Origin of the sequence: Marinobacterium sp. xm-d-579 (assembly GCF_013282935.1) — a bacterium.
Taxonomy (GTDB): Bacteria; Pseudomonadota; Gammaproteobacteria; order Pseudomonadales; family Balneatricaceae; genus Marinobacterium_E.
The window spans coordinates 85,601-106,453 of record NZ_WBYP01000002.1; the positions used below are offsets into that span (position 1 = coordinate 85,601).

Annotated in this window: 15 protein-coding genes; 9 read left to right on the forward strand and 6 right to left on the reverse strand. The window is 49.4% G+C overall.

All coding sequences use genetic code 11. The annotated features are described in order from the left end of the window. The first annotated feature begins 52 nt into the window (after positions 1 to 52). Positions 53 to 2,959 carry an insulinase family protein gene (locus tag XMD579_RS04160; RefSeq protein ID WP_371815179.1) on the forward strand — a complete coding sequence of 969 codons (2,907 nt, stop codon included), beginning with the start codon at positions 53 to 55 and terminating at the stop codon, positions 2,957 to 2,959. Then, positions 2,956 to 3,813, forward strand: a complete 858-nt coding sequence (locus XMD579_RS04165) for a DMT family transporter (RefSeq protein WP_173494334.1) — start codon at positions 2,956 to 2,958, stop codon at positions 3,811 to 3,813. The genes XMD579_RS04160 and XMD579_RS04165 overlap by 4 nt, the downstream gene beginning before the upstream one ends. Positions 3,814 to 4,031: 218 nt before the next feature. On the opposite strand, the gene XMD579_RS04170 is transcribed toward XMD579_RS04165, so the two are convergent. After that, on the reverse strand, positions 4,032 to 6,254 hold the full coding sequence (locus tag XMD579_RS04170; RefSeq protein ID WP_173481586.1) for an NADP-dependent isocitrate dehydrogenase: 2,223 nt from the start codon (positions 6,252 to 6,254) through the stop codon (positions 4,032 to 4,034). Between the two features lie 555 nt (positions 6,255 to 6,809). Continuing rightward, positions 6,810 to 10,520, reverse strand: coding sequence for a methionine synthase (gene metH / locus XMD579_RS04175; protein ID WP_371815180.1), 3,711 nt, complete (start codon positions 10,518 to 10,520; stop codon positions 6,810 to 6,812). Positions 10,521 to 10,752: 232 nt separating this feature from the next. Here metH and panD point away from each other — a divergent pair, with 232 nt between their 5' ends. Next, complete coding sequence (gene panD, locus XMD579_RS04180; protein ID WP_173481584.1) at positions 10,753 to 11,187, forward strand: aspartate 1-decarboxylase; 435 nt, start codon at positions 10,753 to 10,755, stop codon at positions 11,185 to 11,187. A gap of 62 nt (positions 11,188 to 11,249) precedes the next feature. Here the strand turns inward: panD and XMD579_RS04185 are convergent, their stop codons facing one another. From XMD579_RS04185 to XMD579_RS04195, 3 genes are read right to left on the reverse strand one after another with little or no spacing between them, the layout of a single operon-like run. Further along, positions 11,250 to 11,810, reverse strand: a complete 561-nt coding sequence (locus XMD579_RS04185) for a biotin transporter BioY (RefSeq protein WP_371731723.1) — start codon at positions 11,808 to 11,810, stop codon at positions 11,250 to 11,252. A 39-nt stretch (positions 11,811 to 11,849) separates the two neighbouring features. After that, on the reverse strand, positions 11,850 to 12,458 hold the full coding sequence (locus XMD579_RS04190; RefSeq protein ID WP_173484292.1) for an energy-coupling factor transporter transmembrane protein EcfT: 609 nt from the start codon (positions 12,456 to 12,458) through the stop codon (positions 11,850 to 11,852). Next, the gene (locus XMD579_RS04195) at positions 12,455 to 13,156 is read right to left on the reverse strand and encodes an energy-coupling factor ABC transporter ATP-binding protein (protein ID WP_173505894.1); all 702 of its coding nucleotides are present in this window, start codon (positions 13,154 to 13,156) and stop codon (positions 12,455 to 12,457) included. Before XMD579_RS04195 ends, XMD579_RS04190 begins: the two co-directional genes overlap by 4 nt. 285 nt (positions 13,157 to 13,441) lie before the next feature. Between XMD579_RS04195 and XMD579_RS04200 the strand changes: the two genes are divergently transcribed. Together XMD579_RS04200 and XMD579_RS04205 are read left to right on the forward strand one after the other, a co-directional pair. Beyond that, positions 13,442 to 15,334 (forward strand): propionyl-CoA synthetase, encoded by a 1,893-nt coding sequence (locus tag XMD579_RS04200; RefSeq protein WP_173484291.1) that lies wholly within the window; start codon positions 13,442 to 13,444, stop codon positions 15,332 to 15,334. Between the two features lie 249 nt (positions 15,335 to 15,583). Then, a complete protein-coding gene (locus XMD579_RS04205; RefSeq protein WP_173505895.1) occupies positions 15,584 to 15,817 on the forward strand; it encodes a hypothetical protein in 234 nt (77 codons plus the stop codon). A 69-nt stretch (positions 15,818 to 15,886) separates the two neighbouring features. Here XMD579_RS04205 and gltA read toward each other — a convergent pair whose 3' ends face one another. Beyond that, a complete protein-coding gene (gene gltA / locus XMD579_RS04210) occupies positions 15,887 to 17,167 on the reverse strand; it encodes a citrate synthase (protein WP_173494339.1) in 1,281 nt (426 codons plus the stop codon). Positions 17,168 to 17,622: 455 nt separating this feature from the next. Between gltA and sdhC the strand changes: the two genes are divergently transcribed. Genes sdhC through XMD579_RS04230 form a run of 4 tightly spaced genes read left to right on the forward strand, consistent with a single transcriptional unit; the run spans position 17,623 to position 20,838 of the window. Continuing rightward, on the forward strand, positions 17,623 to 18,000 hold the full coding sequence (gene sdhC, locus XMD579_RS04215; RefSeq protein ID WP_173481578.1) for a succinate dehydrogenase, cytochrome b556 subunit: 378 nt from the start codon (positions 17,623 to 17,625) through the stop codon (positions 17,998 to 18,000). Further along, complete coding sequence (gene sdhD, locus XMD579_RS04220; RefSeq protein ID WP_173505896.1) at positions 17,994 to 18,353, forward strand: succinate dehydrogenase, hydrophobic membrane anchor protein; 360 nt, start codon at positions 17,994 to 17,996, stop codon at positions 18,351 to 18,353. Before sdhC ends, sdhD begins: the two co-directional genes overlap by 7 nt. Beyond that, the gene (sdhA, locus tag XMD579_RS04225) at positions 18,346 to 20,121 is read left to right on the forward strand and encodes a succinate dehydrogenase flavoprotein subunit (RefSeq protein ID WP_173481576.1); all 1,776 of its coding nucleotides are present in this window, start codon (positions 18,346 to 18,348) and stop codon (positions 20,119 to 20,121) included. Before sdhD ends, sdhA begins: the two co-directional genes overlap by 8 nt. Positions 20,122 to 20,133: 12 nt before the next feature. Beyond that, complete coding sequence (locus XMD579_RS04230) at positions 20,134 to 20,838, forward strand: succinate dehydrogenase iron-sulfur subunit (RefSeq protein ID WP_173505897.1); 705 nt, start codon at positions 20,134 to 20,136, stop codon at positions 20,836 to 20,838. Positions 20,839 to 20,853 lie beyond the last annotated feature (15 nt).

Below are 20,853 nucleotides of genomic sequence, written 5' to 3' on the forward strand. Positions count from 1 at the left end.
GCTTCAATGTCGGTACAATTCTGCAATAAATTTTATTAAAGGGTTGTTCGGTTTGGCACAAGCACACGAGAGTTTTCAATTTATCCGTTCAGAAATGATCAACTCGCTCGGTATCGAGATGAGTGAGTATGAGCACAAGGCGACAGGGGCTAAGCACTTCCACCTTGCAACTGACTATGATGAAAACGTCTTTTTAGTGGCCTTCAGAACCATGCCTGAAGATTCAACCGGGGTGGCTCATATCCTCGAACATACAGCGCTTTGTGGTAGTGAGCGTTTTCCTGTTCGTGATCCCTTCTTCATGATGACTCGCCGTTCACTGAATACCTTCATGAACGCGTTTACCAGCAGCGATTGGACTGCGTACCCCTTTGCCAGCCAGAACCGTAAAGACTTTTTCAATCTCTTGGATGTCTATCTTGATGCTGCATTTTTCCCGCGTCTCGACCCATTAGATTTTGCGCAAGAGGGACACCGTGTAGAACTAGCGGAAGCGGGTAATCCAGAGTCGGACCTGCTCTTTAAAGGAGTCGTATTCAACGAGATGAAGGGGGCCATGAGCTCAACCACATCGGTGCTGTGGCAAACCGTCTCTAAATACCTGTTTCCAACGACGACCTACCACTACAACTCGGGTGGTGAACCTGCGGATATTCCGGATCTGACCTACGATCAGTTAAAAGCCTTTCATGAGACCCACTATCACCCAAGTAATGCCATTGTCATGACCTTTGGTGATATTCCCGTTGACGAATTACAGCGTCGCTTTGAAGAGCAGGCGTTTAATCGTTTTGAACGACTCGATGCTGAATTGAGTGTGGCTGATGAGAAGCGTTACTTTGCCCCGATCAAGGTAGAAGAGGCCTACCCACTCGATCAGGGTGAGACAGAGGGTAAGACCCATCATGTCATTGGTTGGTTGACCAAACCGTCGATCGATCTTAAGGCAGAGCTTGAGGGGCAACTTCTGTCACGCGTTCTGTTGGATAATTCCAGTTCACCCCTGCGAGCCGCTCTAGAGTCAACAGATTTAGGAGCTGCACCTTCACCGCTTTGTGGTATCGAGGACTCTAATCGCGAAATGTCATTCCTCTGTGGTATCGAGGGGAGTGAGCCTGAGCGAGCGGCGCAGTTTGAGCAGCTGGTGTTGGATACGCTGCAAGAGGTGGTTGATCAGGGTGTTGATCCATCCGTTGTGGCCGCCCAACTGCACCAGTTGGAGCTTCAACAACGAGAAATTACTGGTGATCACTACCCCTTTGGTATGTCGCTAATCCTAGCCTCCCTATCAAATGCGATTCACCGTGGTGATGCCATTGCGAGCCTCAATATTGACTCTGTTCTGGATCAACTACGAGAGGAGATTAAAGACCCTCAGTTCATTCCGAATCTAGTAAAAACTTGGTTGCTCGATAACCCGCACCGTGTGCTACTCACTCTAAGGCCTGATACCGAATTGAGTCAGCGTAAAGATCAGGCTGAGGCGGATCGTCTGGCCCAATACAAACAGAGTTTGAGTCGTGAAGCGTTAGAGTCGATCGATGCGCTCGCTAAACAGCTCGAAGAGCGTCAAACCCAAGCCGATGACCCTTCACTGCTGCCAAAAGTGACTTTAGAGGATGTTCCTGTTGAATGTCACTTCCCGGTAGGTGATCAGGTCAATGATTCCACTACTTGGTTTACAGCCGGCACCAATGGCATCGTCTACCAACAGCTGCTGTTTGATCTGCCAGAACTAACGGCAAGGCAGCAGACCCTTCTACCACTCTACACTCAGTGTCTAACGGAATTGGGTAGTGCTGGCCGAACCTACAAAGAGCACCAGGCATTGGAGAGTGCCATCAGTGGTGGAATCTCAGCTTCTATCAATGCGCGAGCGGCGACCGATGATGCGACACAACTGCGCGCTATCCTGATCTTATCCGGCAAAGGGTTGGTTGTTAATCAAGCGGCACTCTCTGAGTTGATGGCCGATATGTTGGTTTCAGCACCTTTTAATGAGACGGCTCGTATTGCTGAGTTGCTAAACCAGAACGCGTCTCGAAAAGAGCAGTCTGTTACTGGGCAGGGTCACTCGTTAGCGATTTTGGCCGCCAGTGCAGGTCTAGCACCTGGGGCCGGTTTCTCACACGCCTCTAGAGGTTTGCCATCGATTAAATTGGCCCGTGAGTTGGCTGATCAATCCAGTGATGAAAGCCAGTTGAACGCCCTGGCTGAAGAGCTTAGAGGCATTCACCAAGCAATAATGGCCTCTAGCCCTAAAGCGCTGTTAGTGGCTGATTCAGAGCATAAAGAGAGCTGTCTGCGCCAGTTTGAAAAAGAGTTCGCGCGTCTATCCTCTGGTTCGGTCGATAAGCCTTTCCAAGTATCGGCTGAAGCGCCAGTGAAGCAGCAGGCTTGGATTGTTAATACACAGGTAAACTTCTGTGCCAAGGTCTTCAGGACCGTTACTGTTGCGCATCCAGATGCCGCCGCGTTGACCGTTGCTGGTGAGATTCTCCGCAACGGTTACCTGCATCGTGCCATTCGAGAGCAGGGTGGTGCTTACGGTTCGGGTGCTAGCCAAGACAGTGGTGACGGGCTATTCCGTTTCTACAGCTACCGTGATCCAAACAGCATCGAGACGATCAACCATTTCGATCAATCAGTGGCTTGGTTGCTTGACGGTGGTGCGGATTCTGAAAAGTTGGAAGAGGCAATCTTGGGTGTGATCAGTTCGATCGATAAACCGGGTTCACCGGCTGGCGAAGCTAAAGCGACTCACCTGAATGCGCTCTTTGGCCGTACACCGGAACAACGCATGGAGTATCGCTCAAGAGTGTTAGCTGTCACCTTAGGTGATATTGAGCGCGTCGTTAATCAGTATCTATCAAACCCTGAAGAGGGCTATGAAGCGATTGTGACCAGCGCTAAAACGGCAGAGACTCTCTCTGACGACTACCAGCGATTCTCGTTGTGAGTGAGCAGGGGGCGAACCAGCTCTTAAAAGGAGTTCTGTTAGTTATTTTTGCAGAAGCTGTCTTGGTGGCTACCGGTGTGTTAATTCGAACCGTTGCTGAGGCGCTCTCGGTTGCACAGTTGGTCTTCTTACGAAACGCCTTTGGTCTGCTCATTATGCTACCACTGGTGTTGGGTGCGAAGGGGATCTCGCTGAAAACCTCACGCATCAACCTTCATTTGGGTAGGGCTCTGGTTGGTGTCTCTGCTATGTCCTGTCTCTACTATGGCTGGACCCATCTTCCTCTGGGTACGGCAGCCCTATTAAAACAGACGGCACCGCTGTTCATGCCACTGCTGGCGCTCTGGTTCTTGAAAGAGAAGATCCACCCCATTCTTTTTTGGTCCCTACCGATCGGGTTTGTTGGGGTAGCACTAGTCCTTAATCCGGCCAATGCCGGTTTGCAACTGGCAGTATTGATAGGCCTTGCTGGTGCTGTGCTGGGGGCTCAAGCAAAAATTTTCGTGCGTAAAATGAAAGATACAGAACCCTCTCGCAGGGTGGTCTTCTACTTCTCGCTATTTGCGTCACTATTCAGTGCACCCTTTGCACTGCAGGGGTGGGTGGCACTGGGCTGGTTTGAGTTAGCGGGTGTTATTGGAATCGCTGCGCTATCGACCTTGGCGCAACTCTCAATGACTAAGGCATACCATAGCGCCCCCGCTGGTTATCTTGGGCCATTCACCTACAGCTCAGTCATCATAGCCAGTCTGGTCGGTTGGTTGTTGTGGGATGAGACTCTAGCAACCTTAACGATTGCCGGTATGGGGTTGATTGTGTTGGGTGGGGTGATGACGTTGAAAGCGAAAGCCTAGTTTGGGCAGATTGCCGGTGACTGGCTTTAGCCTGTCACCCGCTCTTTTAGTTTACTGCCAAGCTCTGCACGTAATTTAAAAGCGGATGACAGGCTAAAGCCTGTCACCAGTACGTTGGAGCCTTATCGAAGATGAGGCGATCTTTTTTCGCGACCTTTTCAAGATCGCTCCAACAAAAAAACCGCGGCAAGCCGCGGTTTTTTTATTCACGCTAACCCTTAGGCATCGATGATGCTGTTTAGAGTCTCACTTGGGCGCATAACCTTAGTTACAACGTCTAGCGGTGCATGGTAGTAACCCTGAAGATCCGCTGGGTTGCCTTGAACGGCTGCTAGCTCTTCTAGGATTTTCGCTTCGTTAGCGCTTAGATCTTCAGCAACTTTAGCGAAGGTTGCTGCTAGCTCTTTATCTTCTTCCTGCTGTGCAAGTTCCTGTGCCCAGTAAAGGCCTAGGTAGAAGTGGCTTCCGCGGTTGTCCAGTTCACCAGTACGACGAGAGGGTGACTTACCACGCTCAAGTAGTGTTTCAGTTGCACGATCGAGTGCTGCTGCAAGAACTTTAGCACGTGGTTTGTTCTCTTTGATGCCTAGCTCTTCTAGTGAGACACCGATTGCAAGGAATTCACCTAAAGAGTCCCAACGTAGGTGGTTCTCTTCGACAACCTGCTGTACGTGCTTAGGTGCAGAACCACCAGCGCCTGTTTCGTACATACCGCCGCCCGCAAGCATTGGAACAACGGATAGCATCTTAGCAGAAGTGCCTAGCTCCATGATTGGGAATAGGTCGGTTAGGTAGTCACGAAGTACGTTACCGGTAACAGAGATGGTATCCATGCCACGGATTAGACGCTCACAAGTAGAGCGCATCGCGCGTACGTAAGACATGATGCGAAGATCTAGACCTTCAGTGTCGTGTTCTTGTAGGTAGAGTTCTACCTTCTTACGAAGTTCACGGTCGTGGGCACGTTCAGCGTCTAGCCAGAAGATCGCAGGAGTGTCTGATTGACGTGAACGAGTCACAGCCAATTTAACCCAGTCACGGATCGCAGCATCTTTGGTCTGACACGCACGCCAGATATCACCTTTCTCAACTTTGTGGCCCATCAATACAGTGCCGTCTTCAGCAACGACGCGCATGATGCCATCCTCTTCCATTTCGAAGGTCTTATCGTGCGAACCGTACTCTTCCGCTTTCATCGCCATTAGACCGACGTTTGGAACGGTACCCATAGTCGTTGGATCGAATGCACCGTGAGTCTTACAGAAGTTGATCATCTCCTGGTAGATACGAGCGTAAGTCGATTCAGGCATGACCGCTTTAGTGTCTTTAGTCTTGCCGTCAGGGCCCCACATCTTACCTGAGTTACGGATCATCGCAGGCATAGAGGCGTCGACGATAACGTCTGAAGGTACGTGAAGGTTAGTGATGCCTTTAACGGAATCAACCATCGCCATTTCTGGGCGGTGCAGTGCTGCTGCGTGGATATCTTCTAGGATCTCTTCACGCTTAGAGTTAGGCAGTGTTTCAAGCTTATCAAGAATGTTACCCATACCGTTGTTAGGGTTAACACCTAGCTCTTCAAACAGCTCGCCCCACTTGTCCCATACCTCTTTGTAGAAGACAGTCACTGCGTGACCGAAAACGATTGGGTGAGAGACTTTCATCATGGTCGCTTTCACGTGCAGTGACCACATAACACCAGACTCTTTACAGTCTTGAAGTGTCTCTTCGAAGAAGTTGCGTAGCGCTTTAGCGCTCATGAACATGCCGTCAAGTACTTCGCCTTTCTGAAGGTCTAGCTCTTTCTTAACAGTGATGTTGCCATCGCCACAGATGAACTCGATACGGACCTTAGTGTCCTTCTCCATCGTTACAGACTGTTCGCTTGAGAAGAAGTCGCCGCCGTTCATGTAGTCAGCGTGCGTACGTGACGCTTTGCTCCATTGCCCCATGCTGTGTGGGTGCTTGCGTGCAAAGGCTTTAACAGCCGCTGGAGCACGACGGTCTGAGTTACCCTGACGTAGTACAGGGTTAACAGCGGAACCTAGAATCTTAGAGTAACGATCACGGATCTCGATCTCTTTGTCGTTACGTGGCTCATCTGGGAATTCAGGTACGTGGTAGCCCTGGCCCTGAAGTTCAGCAATTGCAGCTTTCAACTGAGGTACAGAGGCTGAGATGTTTGGTAGTTTGATCAGGTTAAGGTTTGGATCAGAGGTCATGTTACCTAGTTGTGCTAGACCGTCTTCAACCTTCTGTTGATCGTTAAGGTACTCGGGGAAAGAGGAGAGGATACGTCCTGCTAGTGAGATGTCGCAGAGTTCAACATTAATGTCTGCGGTTTTAGCAAACTTACGTACGATCGGTAGTAGTGATGCTGTCGCAAGTGCTGGTGCTTCGTCAGTGAGTGTGTAGACGATGGTACTTGGTTTTTTAGCCATTCTAGTCCCCAAATGTTAACGGTAGGATTCCATCAAATTGAAGTTTGTGACCTCAATTTATTTCCTTCGGAATCTGCGGTGATAGTTTCGCAGCGCGCATTATACTGGGGTGTGTAGTTATTTTACAGAGCGGGACTAAGACTTAAGGTGTAGGAGTGCTAGGTCGATTTGGATCAAGTTAAGTCGGGAAAGTTATAAGGTGGTTTGGCGTGGTTTATCCAGAGGTTTTGCTAAGACCGGGTGACTGGCTTTAGCCTGTCATCCGCTGTCTGGTGTTCGCAGAGGTTCTGGAAAACGCTGGTGATGCCGATGACAGGCTAAAGCCAGTCACGGGCACTTTGGTGTAAGTTCATCACAACGTTGAGAGGCCTTAGGTTCGCGGTTTCCCCTTCGGGGGATTCGATCCTACAATCGGGTTTTGTAGCAGATTATCTACAAGGCAGTGTTGTAGGAGCGAATTTGAGCGAAGCGAAAAACCGCGAATAATCATAATGGTGCCGATCAAGGTACGGGTGACAGGCCTTCAGCCTGTCACCGCATTCAAATCACGTGCTTTTACAACGACTCCGGCTCATACCCTAGATTCGGTGCCAACCAGCGCTCAGCTTCTGACAACTCCATCCCTTTACGATGAGCGTAGTCCTCTACCTGGTCTTCGCTGATCTTGGCAACACCAAAGTACTTCGCCTCAGGGTGGCTGAAGTACCATCCGCTGACAGCGGCGGTGGGTAGCATGGCAAAGCTATCAGTCAGCGTCATGCCGACCTGCTGCTCGACATCCAGAAGCTCCCACAGTAACCCTTTTTCGGTGTGGTCAGGGCAGGCTGGGTAGCCAGGTGCTGGGCGAATGCCAACATACTCTTCGCGAATCAACGCTTCGTTATCGAGAGACTCTTCAGAAGCATAGCCCCAATAATCCCTGCGGACATCTGCGTGGAGTTTCTCGGCAAGCGCTTCGGCGAGACGGTCAGCTAGAGCTTTAACCATAATTGATTGGTAGTCGTCATGGTCTTTTTCGAACTCGGCCACCATCTCGTCAACACCAATGCCCGCTGTGACAGCAAAGGCGCCTAGATAGTCCGGTGTACCACTCTCTTTACTCGCAATGTAGTCCGACAGACAGTGGTTGTATCGACCTTCAATCTTTTGCGTCTGCTGACGTAAGTGGTGAACCGTCGTTAATAGCTCAGTGCGACTCTCGTCCGTGTAGAGTTCGATGTCATCACCGACGCGGTTAGCTGGGAATAGCCCAACGACAGCACGTGCCTCTAACAGTTTTTCCGAAACAATCTTGTTAAGCATCGCTTTGGCATCTTCAAACAGTTTGGTTGCCTGTTCGCCAACGACTTCATCGGTCAGGATGCGAGGGTATTTGCCGGCCAGCTCCCAAGATTGGAAGAAGGGTGTCCAGTCAATGAACTCAAGCAGTGATTCCAGTGGAATATTATTGAGGGTGTGGATGCCAGGTTTGTTGGGTACTGGCGGTAGGTAGCCTTCCCAGTTTACCGGTTCTGCATTCGCACGAGCCGCATCGATGTTGACGCGACGCTGCTCATTTTGACGGGCCAGGTGACGCTCACGAACCGCCTGGTACTCTTCACGAGTGTCGGCAATGAACTGCTCTTTACGCTCTTTCGAGAGTAGGGCAGAGGCAACACCGACCGAACGTGATGCGTTGGTTACGTGCACCACTTGGTTGTTCTGGTAGCTAGGTTCAATCTTAACTGCAGTGTGTGCTTTTGACGTGGTTGCGCCACCGATCAACAGCGGTATGTCAAAGCCTTGGCGCTGCATCTCTTTAGCAACATGCACCATCTCATCCAGTGACGGTGTGATCAGTCCAGACAGACCTATAATATCGGCGTTCTCTTCGCGGGCTGTTTTCAGAATGGTCTCTGCAGGGACCATGACACCGAGGTCGATGATCTCAAAGTTGTTACACTGCAGTACCACCCCAACGATATTCTTACCGATGTCGTGCACGTCACCTTTTACGGTCGCCATGATCACTTTGCCGGCTGAACTCGACTCGCTGCCATCTTTCTCCGCCTCAATGTAAGGCATCAGATAGGCAACCGCTTTCTTCATAACGCGGGCCGATTTCACCACCTGAGGCAGGAACATCTTACCGGCGCCAAACAGATCACCTACAACGCCCATACCATCCATTAATGGACCTTCGATGACGTGCAGTGGACGATCGTACAGGTGACGACACTCTTCGGTATCTTCATCGATGTAATCGGCAATGCCTTTGACTAGGGCGTGCGATAGGCGCTCTTGGACAGGCAGTTCACGCCATGCCAAATCAGCCCCGTTCGCTTGAGTGGCCGCATCACCTCGATACTGTTCAGCGTGCTCGAGCATTCGCTCGGTACCGTCTTCGCGACGGTTAAGTACGATATCTTCAACATGCTCACGCAGCGCTTCAGGTAGGTCGTCATAGATCGCCAACTGACCCGCATTGACGATACCCATGTCCATGCCCTGTTTGATGGCGTGGTAGAGGAATACACAGTGGATCGCTTCGCGGACCTTGTCGTTACCACGGAACGAGAACGAGACGTTGGAGACACCGCCCGAGATCATAGCGTGCGGTAGGTTCTTTTTGATCCAACCAGTCGCCTCAATAAAGTCGACTGCGTAGTTGTCGTGCTCTTCGATGCCGGTAGCAATGGCAAAGATGTTCGGATCAAAAATGATATCTTCAGGTGGGAAGCCTACGGTATCGACCAGCACGCGATAAGAGCGCTCACAGATCTCAATCTTGCGCTCATAGGTGTCGGCTTGACCCACTTCATCAAAGGCCATCACGACCACCGCAGCACCGTAGCGACGAATCAGCTTGGCTTGAGCTATGAACTTCTCTTCACCCTCTTTGAGTGAGATGGAGTTAACAACGCCTTTACCTTGTATGCGTTTTAGACCCTCTTCGATGATCTCCCATTTAGAGGAGTCGAGCATGATCGGCACACGTGAGATATCTGGCTCGGATGCAATCAGATTGAGGAAGCGAATCATGGCCGCTTCGGCATCCAGCATCCCCTCATCCATATTGATGTCGATGATCTGTGCACCGTTATCTACCTGCTGACGAGCGACCTCTAGTGCTGTCTCGTAGTCACCCTCTTTAATGAGTCGGCGGAAACGAGCAGAGCCGGTGACGTTGGTCCGTTCACCGACGTTAACGAACAGAGTCTCAGCTCCAATGTTTAGAGGCTCTAGGCCGGCTAGGCGACACTCTATCGGTAGATCTGGAATCTGACGTGGCGCTTTAGAGATGATCCCTTCGCGAATGACGCGTATATGATCTGGGGTTGTGCCACAACAGCCACCCACCACATTGACGAAGCCAGAGTCGACCCATTCGGCAATTTCGCTCAGCATCTCTTCAGGAGATTCGTCATATTCACCAAAGGCGTTGGGTAGACCCGCGTTAGGGTGAACAGAGACATAGGTATCCGCTATACGAGAGAGCTCCTCAACGTACTGGCGTAACTCTTTAGGGCCTAGGGCACAGTTCAAACCGATGGTGAGTGGTTTAGCGTGACGAAGAGAGTTCCAGAACGCCTCGGTCGTTTGGCCAGAGAGCGTGCGGCCTGAAGCGTCAGTGATGGTGCCACTGATCATCAATGGGAGTCTTAGATTGTGATCGTCAAAGTACTGCTCACAGGCAAAAACGGCCGCTTTAGCGTTCAAGGTATCGAAGATGGTTTCGATCAGAATCAGGTCTGCACCACCGGTGATCAAACCATCAAGCGACTCGGTGTACGCTTCAACCAGTTGATCAAAGGTGATGTTACGAAAACCGGGATCGTTTACATCGGGTGAAATGGTAGCGGTGCGGTTGGTCGGGCCAAGTACACCTGCAACAAAACGAGGGCGGTCTGGTGTCTCGGCCGTCATGCGATCCGCAGCACGACGTGCCACTTTAGCCGCTTCGACATTGATCTCGTGGTTGATCGATTCCATCTCATAGTCGGCCATCGCGATGGTGGTCGCGTTGAATGAGTTGGTTTCAATAATGTCGGCGCCCGCTTTGAGGTACTCGTAGTGAATATCTTCGATGATCTTGGGTTGCGTTAACACCAATAGATCATTGTTACCTTTGACGTCACAGTGCCAATCTGCAAAGCGCTCACCACGGTAGTCGGCTTCTTCTAGCTTGTACCCCTGGATCATCGTACCCATGCCACCATCCAGAATAAGGATGCGCTCTTTGAGTAGCTGTTTTAGTAGTTGATCTGTTGCAGAATAGTCACGCACGCTGTCACGCCTTTTATCTAAACGAATTTTGAGGCGCATATTCTATAACAAGTTGATTGGAATGGTTTTGATTGCATTTCATCTTTGACTGAAATCAGCTCATGTTTAACCTGAATTGACTTTGAATATTGTTAGAACGATTACGCAGGTGCAAAATTTAGATGATAAGAGTAAAATCGCGACCTCGTTCGACTCAGGGATAGAATCCCCAACCAATTCATGGGTTATAGATATGCTACAAACTTTCTTAAAAGCGAAGCTGCACCGCGTGACAGCCACTCATGCTGAACTGCACTACGAAGGCTCTTGCGCCATTGATCAGGACCTTCTAGATGCTTCAGGTATTCATGAGTATGAGAAAATTGAGATCTATAACATCAATAACGGCGAACGTTTTTCGACCTACGTTATCAGTGCTGAGCGTGGCAGCGGTGTAATCTCTGTGAACGGTGCTGCGGCTCATAAAGCGAACAAGGGCGACCTGCTTATTATTGCCGCTTACGTCCAGCTAGATAGTTCAGAACTGGATGGCTTCCAACCAACGCTCTGCTATTTCGAAGGCGCTAAGTTTGATGAGGTAGACGGAGTCTCCGATGAAGAGATCCGCGCTCGTAACAAGTTGACCGGTGTGAAAAAAGCGATTCCTGTTCAGCCTGCTTCAATGTAAGTCGTTTCTAGAAGTAAAAAAAACCCGCCAAGTAGCGGGTTTTTTTGTGTTCAATGTTGGTGTTACTTGTTGGCGTAAGTGCCCGGAAGCGCTCGAGCGACTGCACCTGTTACGACCGCTGCAAGAACGACCTTCACTGCGTCACCTGGAATGTAGACCCACATGATCATCAGTGACTCAAGCCATGTACGTCCAGTGACCAGTTTGAATCCAGCAATACCAAATAGGTACATCACGACAATACCGCCCACCAGAGCACCAATGCCGGCTGCAATGGTGAGGGAGAATTTACCTGAGAGTGAGCGTGTCAGAAGACCCGCTGTGAACGCAGCAAATGGGAAGGCGAACAGGAAACCAGCAGTAGGGCCTGCAAAGACGCCAAGACCGCCACGACCACCGGCCAAGAGGTTAGCACCCAGAGCCACGACGACTAGGAACAGAATCATCGATAGAGCACCATTACGTGCGCCCAAAATCGTGCCCGCTAGCATAACGCCCAGCGATTGAGCTGAGATGGGAACACCCGTCGCAAATGGGATCGGTGGGATAAAGCCCAATGCAGCTAGCAGCGCTGCGAAGATTGCAATTTGAACAACCTGTTTGTCTTTCGTTATTTCACTCACAGTGACTCCTTTTGAGTTGCTTGAAGCCGAAATGGCTCTCTAGTTTTTAATTTTTGGTATGCCGCCACGAGCGGCGACCGCTTCAGCCACCTGGTCAGACATTCTAAGTGCCTGTACCACTAATGGGGCTATAATTTGCCAATAGCGACGCTGTCCACCTCGTGCTCGCCATGCCGCTAACAGAGCATGCATAAACGAGACCAACACAGGAACAAACCGTATCAGTAAAGAGAGTGCAAACGCGATTCGTTGGGTCTGAACACCCAGCCATCGAAGTGGCGTTAGCAAAAATTGAAAAACCGCGTTCATCTCATCCATTCGCGTAGTCATGCTGATGGCATTGGCCAGTAAGATTAGTACCAACATGCGACCCAGTAGTATCCAAGCCTCGGCAAGCCCCATGGTCCAATACTGTAAGGCAAAGATTGCCAGCATCATCCAGAACAGCGGTTTCAATAGTTTCAATTGCGCCAAGCCAGATCTGCCCAAGCTGGCGTAGATCCCCAACGTAACAGCAACGGCTAAAGAGATGATTCCTACCTCTTTTACTGGGTAGAGCAGCACCGTGGCGATGGCTAAACAGAAGAGCTTTAACCCGGCAGGTAGACGGTGCAGCCAGGATATTTGTGCAAGGTAGAGACTCATCATGACTCAGCGGTCTTAACAGCATGCTGTTTATAGTCAGTGATCACCTCTTCAGTGGGGCCGTCTTTTACGACCCCTTGATCACCTATCCATACCAGTCGATCAAACCCGTCAAAACCATCTAGCTCGTGACTGATCATAATGACCTGCTGGGACAGACTGCTGATCACTTTCTGAAGCTGATATCGAGTGGGTAGATCAAGTGCAGAGAAGGGTTCATCGAAGACAATAACTTTAGGCTTCAATAGGAGTACCGAGAAAATACAGATCAACTGCTTTTGTCCTTCAGAGAGGCTGTGGACCGGAAGATCTTTCCAATCCAGTCGATCGTGCTCTTTTAATAGTGCGAGTGCTTCGGCTTCTGACTCTGACTTGTCCTTGCCCTGGTTCTGCAGACCAAAGATCAACTCCTCAAGCACGGTAGGGAAGATCAGTTGGTGATCTGGATTTTGAAATACAAAACCGACTTCAGTCGACATGGCGGCAGGCCCTTTAGATGGGTCTTTACCGTTGATGCTGATGGTGCCGCTGTCGGCGGTAAGTAAACCGTTAAGCAGGCGAATCAGGCTGCTTTTGCCACTGCCATTAAACCCGATAATACCAATGCGTGACTCATTAAGTGACAGCGTCAGATCATCGAAGATGGTGCGTCCTTCTCTAGTCAGAGTGACGTGACTTAACTCTATGGATGGGGTGTGCATTGGTAAAAGGGTATGTAACTTTTCAAAATGTGGACGCAGAGTAGCCTATGCTTTCGAACAAATCCAACCCAAATAGGGCTGTAGTAGAACTACATGCTGGCGATAAAAGCGCCTTAAATCTACTTATCTGGTTATAAGGGTGGATAGGATTGTCGACAATATCGCCATAAGTCGTAAATAAATCCCCAATCTTTTCCGGTAAAGTGTCGACAATCTTATTTTAGAAAAGTGCTCATATCGAGCGTCTAAAAATAATCACATCTCGTCAGTTAATGAGGAATGAGTATGTCTTACCTTAGCGAATACACGAAGTCGATCGAGCAACCAGAAGCGTTTTGGGCTGAAAAAGCGGCTGATCTGCCATGGTTCAAAGCACCACAAACGATTCTTTCGAAAGATGAGAACGGTATTGACCGTTGGTTTGCTGATGGTGAGATGAACACCTCTTACATGGCTGTTGACTATCATGTCGAACAGGGTCGCGGTGACCAAGCAGCTCTACTTTATGATTCACCAGTAACTAACACTAAACGCACTGTGACCTACTCTGAACTGAAAGATCAGGTGTCACGCTTTGCGGGTGTTTTGAAATCTAAAGGGGTCGAGAAGGGCGATCGTGTCGTTATCTACATGCCAATGATCCCTGAAGCCGTGGTTGCTATGCTGGCGGTTGCACGCTTAGGTGCTATCCACTCAGTTGTATTTGGTGGCTTTGCGCCTAACGAGCTTGCTGTACGTATCGATGATGCACAACCTAAGGCGATTGTGACGGCTTCTTGCGGTGTCGAAGTTGCCAAGGTACTTCCTTACAAGCCGATGGTAGATGAAGGGATTAACCTGTCTGAGCATAAGCCGGAGTCTGTTATTGTCTTCCAGCGTGAAGAGGTGACGGCCGAGCTAACGGCTCCACGTGATTGTGACTGGGCTGAAGAGATGGCTAACGCGACGCCAGCAGAGCCAGTGGCGGTTAAAGGTACAGATCCTCTATACATTCTTTACACCTCAGGTACTACGGGCAAACCTAAGGGTGTCGTTCGTGATAATGGTGGTCATGCGACCGCACTGAACTACTCAATGAAAGCGATCTACAACGTGAAAGCGGGTGATGTTTACTGGGCCGCTTCGGATGTAGGTTGGGTTGTTGGTCACTCCTACATTGTTTACGGACCACTTCTGGCTGGCTGTAGTACGATTGTCTACGAAGGCAAGCCGGTTCGCACTCCGGACGCTGGCGCTTTCTGGCGTGTCTGTGAAGAGTACAAAGCTAAGATTCTATTTGCTGCACCAACCGCTTTCCGTGCAATTAAAAAAGAAGATCCTGAAGCTCAGGAAGTGGCTAAGTACGACCTGTCTGAACTGCAAACCATCTTCATGGCGGGTGAGCGTCTAGATCCACCAACCTATGATTGGACTGTTGAGAAAACCGGTAAACCCGTTATTGATCACTGGTGGCAGACAGAGACCGGTTGGGCGATCTGTGGCAACTTGATGGGTGTCGAGCCAATGCCACCAAAAGCCGGTTCAGCAACGCTGCCAAGCCCAGGCTTTAATGTGCAGATTGTTGACGAAGCGGGTAATGAATTGCCAGCAGGTCAGCAGGGTTCTATAGCTATCAAGCTGCCACTACCACCAAGTTGTCTGCCAACGGTTTGGGGTGACTTCGATCGCTTCAAGTCGGGTTACCTGTCAGATGTTGAAGGTTTCTATACCTCAGGTGACGGTGGTTATAAAGATGAAGATGGCTATGTCTTCATCATGGGTCGTACCGATGATGTAATTAACGTTGCCGGTCACCGTCTATCGACGGGTGAGATGGAAGAGATCGTAGCCGCGCACCCTGCTGTTGCGGAGTGTGCCGTGATCGGTATTTCTGAGCAGCTAAAAGGTCAGGAGCCTGTTGGTCTTGTCATTCTAAAAGACGGTGCTGATATTTCAGACGAGCAACTTTCAGCGGAATTGGTTGCTAACATTCGTAAAGAGATTGGCCCAATCGCTTGTTACAAGCGCACGGCTGTAGTTAAGCGTCTGCCTAAAACTCGTTCAGGCAAAATCCTGCGTAAGCTACTGCGTCAAATCGCTGATGGACAAGAGTATACAGTACCTTCAACCATCGATGATCCAGCAAGCTTGCCAGAGATTGAGGGCATCATGCGTGAGAATGGGATGATTGCTGGGTAATTGAATTTACCTTGTGAATGAAAAGCGAGCCTCAGGCTCGCTTTTTTGTTTATTGAGCGCAGGTGAATAGTTGGAGCGATCTTGAAAAGGTCGCGATGATGGATCGCCTCATCTTCGATAAGGCTCCTACAGTTCTTCTACCTTTTGTTGAACTAAACTCACCTATTCTGTGAAAAAGCATCTCTTGCTGACTGATACCTTGGTCGAATATATTAGCGCCAACTTAATTAAACAGTGGAGGATGACCTCATGTCACAGATCCTTGATCAAAAAACACTTCTAGAACTTCTAGACAGCAACGACCTAAGCGAGTCAGAAAAGATCGCTCTGGTTGAGTGGAATGCAAAACAGATTCGTCGCTCTGAATTGGCAGCGCTTATTGTTCAGGCTCAGAAAAAAGCGTCCCAATTGGCTGCACAGGTTGTTAATCATCGCGCTATTCAGCAGGTGTTTAGCTCACCGTTGATGCGTACACAGCACTAATTGATGTCTGGTGCTAGACAATAAAAAACCCCGCTACGGCGGGGTTTTTTTATGGGTCGCTAGTAGCGATTAAGCACGTGGGTGCTTGCGCTTAGGTTCACCAGTGTAAAGCTGGCGTGGACGACCGATCTTGTTCGGGCTTGAGTGGAACTCGTTCCAGTGTGAGATCCATCCAATCGTGCGTGACAGAGCGAAAATAACGGTAAACATAGAGGTAGGGATACCGATAGCTTTCAGGATGATGCCTGAGTAGAAGTCAACGTTAGGGTAGAGTTTACGGCTAACGAAGTATTCATCTTCTAGCGCGATGCGCTCAAGCTCTTTAGCGATATCTAGCATTGGATCATCCGTGATGCCCAGTTCAGCCAATACTTCATCACAGGTCTGTTTCATAACGCGCGAGCGTGGGTCAAAGTTGCGGTATACGCGGTGACCGAAGCCCATTAGACGGAATGGATCGTTTGGATCTTTTGCTTTCTCGATGAACGCAGGGATGTTCTCAACAGAACCAATCTCAGCAAGCATCTTCAGTACTGCTTCGTTTGCACCACCGTGTGCTGGGCCCCAAAGTGCCGCGATGCCCGCTGCGATACAAGCAAATGGGTTAGCACCTGATGAACCAGCAAGACGAACAGTCGATGTTGAAGCGTTCTGTTCATGGTCTGCGTGAAGCGTGAAGATCTTATCCATTGCGCGAGATAGCACAGGGTTGATTTTGTAATCCTCACAAGGTGTCGCAAACATCATGCGTAGGAAATTGTCAGCGTAGCCAAGGTCATTACGTGGGTAGATGAATGGCTGACCGATTGAGAATTTGTAACACATCGCAGCCAGCGTTGGCATTTTAGCGATCAGGCGGTAAGCGCAGACTTCACGGTGATGAGGGTCATTGATATCCAGTGAGTCGTGGTAGAAAGCTGATAGCGCACCTACGACACCACACATGATCGCCATAGGGTGAGCGTCACGGCGGAAACCGTTGTAGAAAGAGCGAAGCTGCTCATGAACCATAGTGTGTTGGTTCACAGTGTAGTCAAATTTAGCTTTCTGCTCTGGAGTAGGGAGTTCACCATTTAGAAGGAGGTAGCACACTTCTAAGTAGTCTGAGTGCTCGGCCAGTTCTTCGATTGGGTAACCGCGGTGAAGAAGAACACCATTAGCGCCGTCAATGTATGTGATTTTTGATTCACAAGAGGCTGTTGATACAAAACCTGGGTCGTAAGTAAACAGGCCTTCACCTGTTAGTGGGCGAACGTCAACAACATCTGGACCTTCTGTGCCGTGATAAACCGGCAGTTCGATCTCTTTATCTACACCGTCTACTACGAGACGAGCTTTCTTATCAGCCATGGTTGGCTCCTATCTATTTCCGTTACTGCTTAATATGGGTATTTAAGCATCTTAGAGGTCTTCTGAGGTTGGCTCAGAACTCTTTAAGGCCTGATCACTATAGTGAGCCCAAAGTGATTGTCAATCGTCAATTGTTGCAGTGCAAAAGCTATAAAGTAAGGACAAAAAGCTATAAGTCGAATTTATGCGCTCTGGCGTATGAATCGCGTCGGAACTGTACATGGCCCTATTAAACCATTGGCTAATAGGGCCTTAGATTGATTGTCAAAAGCCTATCAATTGTTATAATCAGCCTCCGAAAATTGCGCGCTGCAATATGTGAATATTCATATGAATATTTGTCATAAACGTGCAGTTTTAATCGTCGTCCTGAGTAGTTGACTCTGTCACTACCGAATCAGGTACTTACTAGTAAACGAGGCCCCGGAGAGGGCACATAAGTGTGAACTAGAGCCGTGAACAAAAAACGACCTGTAAATCTCGATTTGAGAACCATTAAGCAGCCTCTACCGGCTGTGACTTCAATTCTGCACCGTGTCACTGGTCTGATTCTATTTGTCGGTACCATTTTCATGATGTACGCACTGAGCCTTTCTCTTGAGTCTCAAGAGGGTTTTGATGCAGCAGCTGCACTTCTAACAGAATCATTCATTGCCAAGTTCATTGCTTGGGGTCTGTTGTCTGCACTTCTGTACCACTTCTTCGCAGGTATCAAGCACCTTGTTATGGATGCGGGTTACTGTGAAGAGATTGAATCTGGCAATGCGGCTGCGAAAGCAACGCTTGCGATTTCAGCTATCTCCATTGTGCTAGCAGGAGTTTGGGTATGGTAACTTCGGTAACAAGCTTTGGCCGTAGCGGCCTTTACGATTGGATGATGCAGCGCGTAACTGCGGTTGTCCTTGCAGCTTACACGATCTTCATGATCGGCTACATGCTGCTTAACCCTGAACTAGATTACAACCAGTGGTCAGCACTGTTTGAAGGTACTGCAATGCGTATCTTCACACTGTTAACACTGCTTTCATTGGTTGCGCATGCTTGGATCGGTATGTGGTCAATTTCTACCGACTACATTAAACCAACTGGCATTCGTTTCGTATTCCAATCTGCCTGTGGCCTGCTCGCGTTTGTTTACGTGGTGTGGGGTATTCAGATTCTTTGGGGGGGTTTAATAGATGTCTAAGCTACGTACGCTTACATTTGATGCAATTGTTGTCGGCGGTGGCGGTGCAGGTATGCGCGCAGCCCTTCAACTTGCACAGTCAGGTTTAAACACTGCGTGTGTTACAAAAGTTTTCCCAACACGTTCACACACAGTATCTGCACAGGGTGGTATTACTTGTGCAATTGCGAGTGCGGATCCAAACGATGATTGGCGCTGGCACATGTACGATACCGTTAAGGGTTCTGACTACATCGGTGACCAAGACGCGATCGAATACATGTGTTCTGTAGGTCCACGTGCGGTATTCGAACTTGACCACATGGGTCTTCCTTTCTCTCGTACAGAGACAGGTCGTATCTACCAGCGTCCATTTGGTGGTCAATCTAAGAACTTCGGTGAAGGTGGTCAGGCTGCTCGTACTTGTGCTGCGGCAGACCGTACAGGTCACGCACTGCTTCACACGCTATACCAAGCAAACATGAAGTCAGGTACAACTTTCCTAAACGAGTGGTTTGCAGTCGATCTTGTTAAAAATGCAGACGGCGCGGTTGTCGGTTGTATTGCGATCTGTATCGAAACAGGTGAAACCGTTTACATTAAAGCGAAAGCGACTGTATTGGCTACTGGCGGTGCAGGTCGTATCTACGCATCGACTACCAACGCTTTGATCAACACTGGTGACGGCATGGGTATGGCACTTCGTGCCGGCATTGCTGCGCAAGACATGGAGATGTGGCAGTTCCACCCAACCGGTATTGCGGGTGCAGGTACGCTGGTAACTGAAGGTTGTCGTGGTGAAGGTGGCTACCTAGTTAATAAAGACGGCGAGCGCTTCATGGAGCGTTACGCTCCTAATGCGAAAGACCTTGCCGGTCGTGACGTTGTTGCGCGTTCAATGATCCTAGAGATCCTTGAAGGCCGTGGCTGTGGTCCAGACGGCGATCACGTCTACTTGAAGCTTGATCACCTAGGTGAAGAGGTTCTTCACTCACGTCTACCAGGTATCTGTGAGCTTTCAATGACATTCGCAGCAGCTGATCCTGTGAAAGAGCCAATTCCAGTGGTGCCAACCTGTCACTACATGATGGGTGGTGTGACCACTAACATCGGTGGTCAGGTGATTAACCCAGATCCTGAATCAGGTGAAGATAAGATCGTTGAAGGTCTATTCGCTTGTGGTGAGGTTGCTTGTGTATCGGTACACGGTGCTAACCGTCTAGGTGGTAACTCACTACTAGACTTGGTTGTCTTCGGTCGTGCTGCAGGTCTTCAGATCGAACAGCAGATGCGCGAAGGCTACGAAGTTAAAGACGCTACTGAAGAAGAGATCGAGGCAGCAATGGCTCGTCTAAACCGTCTAAATAACTCGACTGGCGGTGAGAAGGTTGCGGATATTCGTAAAGATCTTCAGCAGTGCATGCAGCTCTACTTCGGTGTATTCCGCGACGGCGATGCGATGCAGGAAGGTTTGACTAAGCTTAAGGCAATCCGTGAGCGTGTTGCGAACGTATATCTTGAAGATAAGACTGGGTCATTCAACACTGCACGTCTTGAAGCGCTTGAGCTTGAGAACTTAATGGAAGTGGCTGAGGCAACTGCCATTGCTGCATACGAGCGTAAAGAGTCTCGTGGTGCGCATGCTCGTAACGACTTTACTGAGCGTGATGATGAAAACTGGTTGTGTCACTCAGTTTACTACCCACAAACGAAAACGCTGGGCAAACGTGCCGTGAACTTCGCTCCGAAGACCATGGAAGCGTTCCCACCTAAAGTTCGTACATATTAAGGAGTCGTTACGATGCTAGTAAGTGTTTATCGTTACAACCCTGAGATTGATGATGCTCCCTACATGCAGGATATCCAGATCGATATCCCTGGTGGCAAGGACATCATGGTGTTGGATCTTCTACACCTTCTCAAAGAGAAAGATACATCAATGACATTCCGTCGTTCTTGTCGTGAGGGCGTATGTGGCTCTGACGGTTTGAACATGAACGGTAAGAATGGTCTTGCGTGTATTACCCCTCTTTCTGAAGTGGTTAAGAACGACAAGCTGGTTCTTCGTCCACTTCCAGGTCTTCCGGTTATCCGTGACTTGGTTGTCGATATGGGTCAGTTCTACAAGCAGTACGAGAAGATCAAACCATTCTTGATCAACGATACTCCGGCTCCAGCGATCGAGCGCCTGCAGACTCCTGAAGAGCGTGCAGAGCTAGATGGTCTATACGAGTGTATCCTCTGTGCTTGTTGTTCAACCTCTTGTCCGTCGTTCTGGTGGAACCCAGATAAGTTTGTCGGCCCATCAGGCCTTCTACAGGCTTACCGTTTCCTAGCGGACAGCCGCGATACAGCGACTAACGAGCGTCTTGCAGAGCTAGATGATCCATTCAGCGTATTCCGCTGCCACGGCATCATGAACTGTGTGAATGTATGTCCTAAAGGTCTAAACCCAACCAGAGCGATTGGTAAGATCCGTAACATGCTGATATCACGCGCAACCTAAGATTAGGTTGAAGCT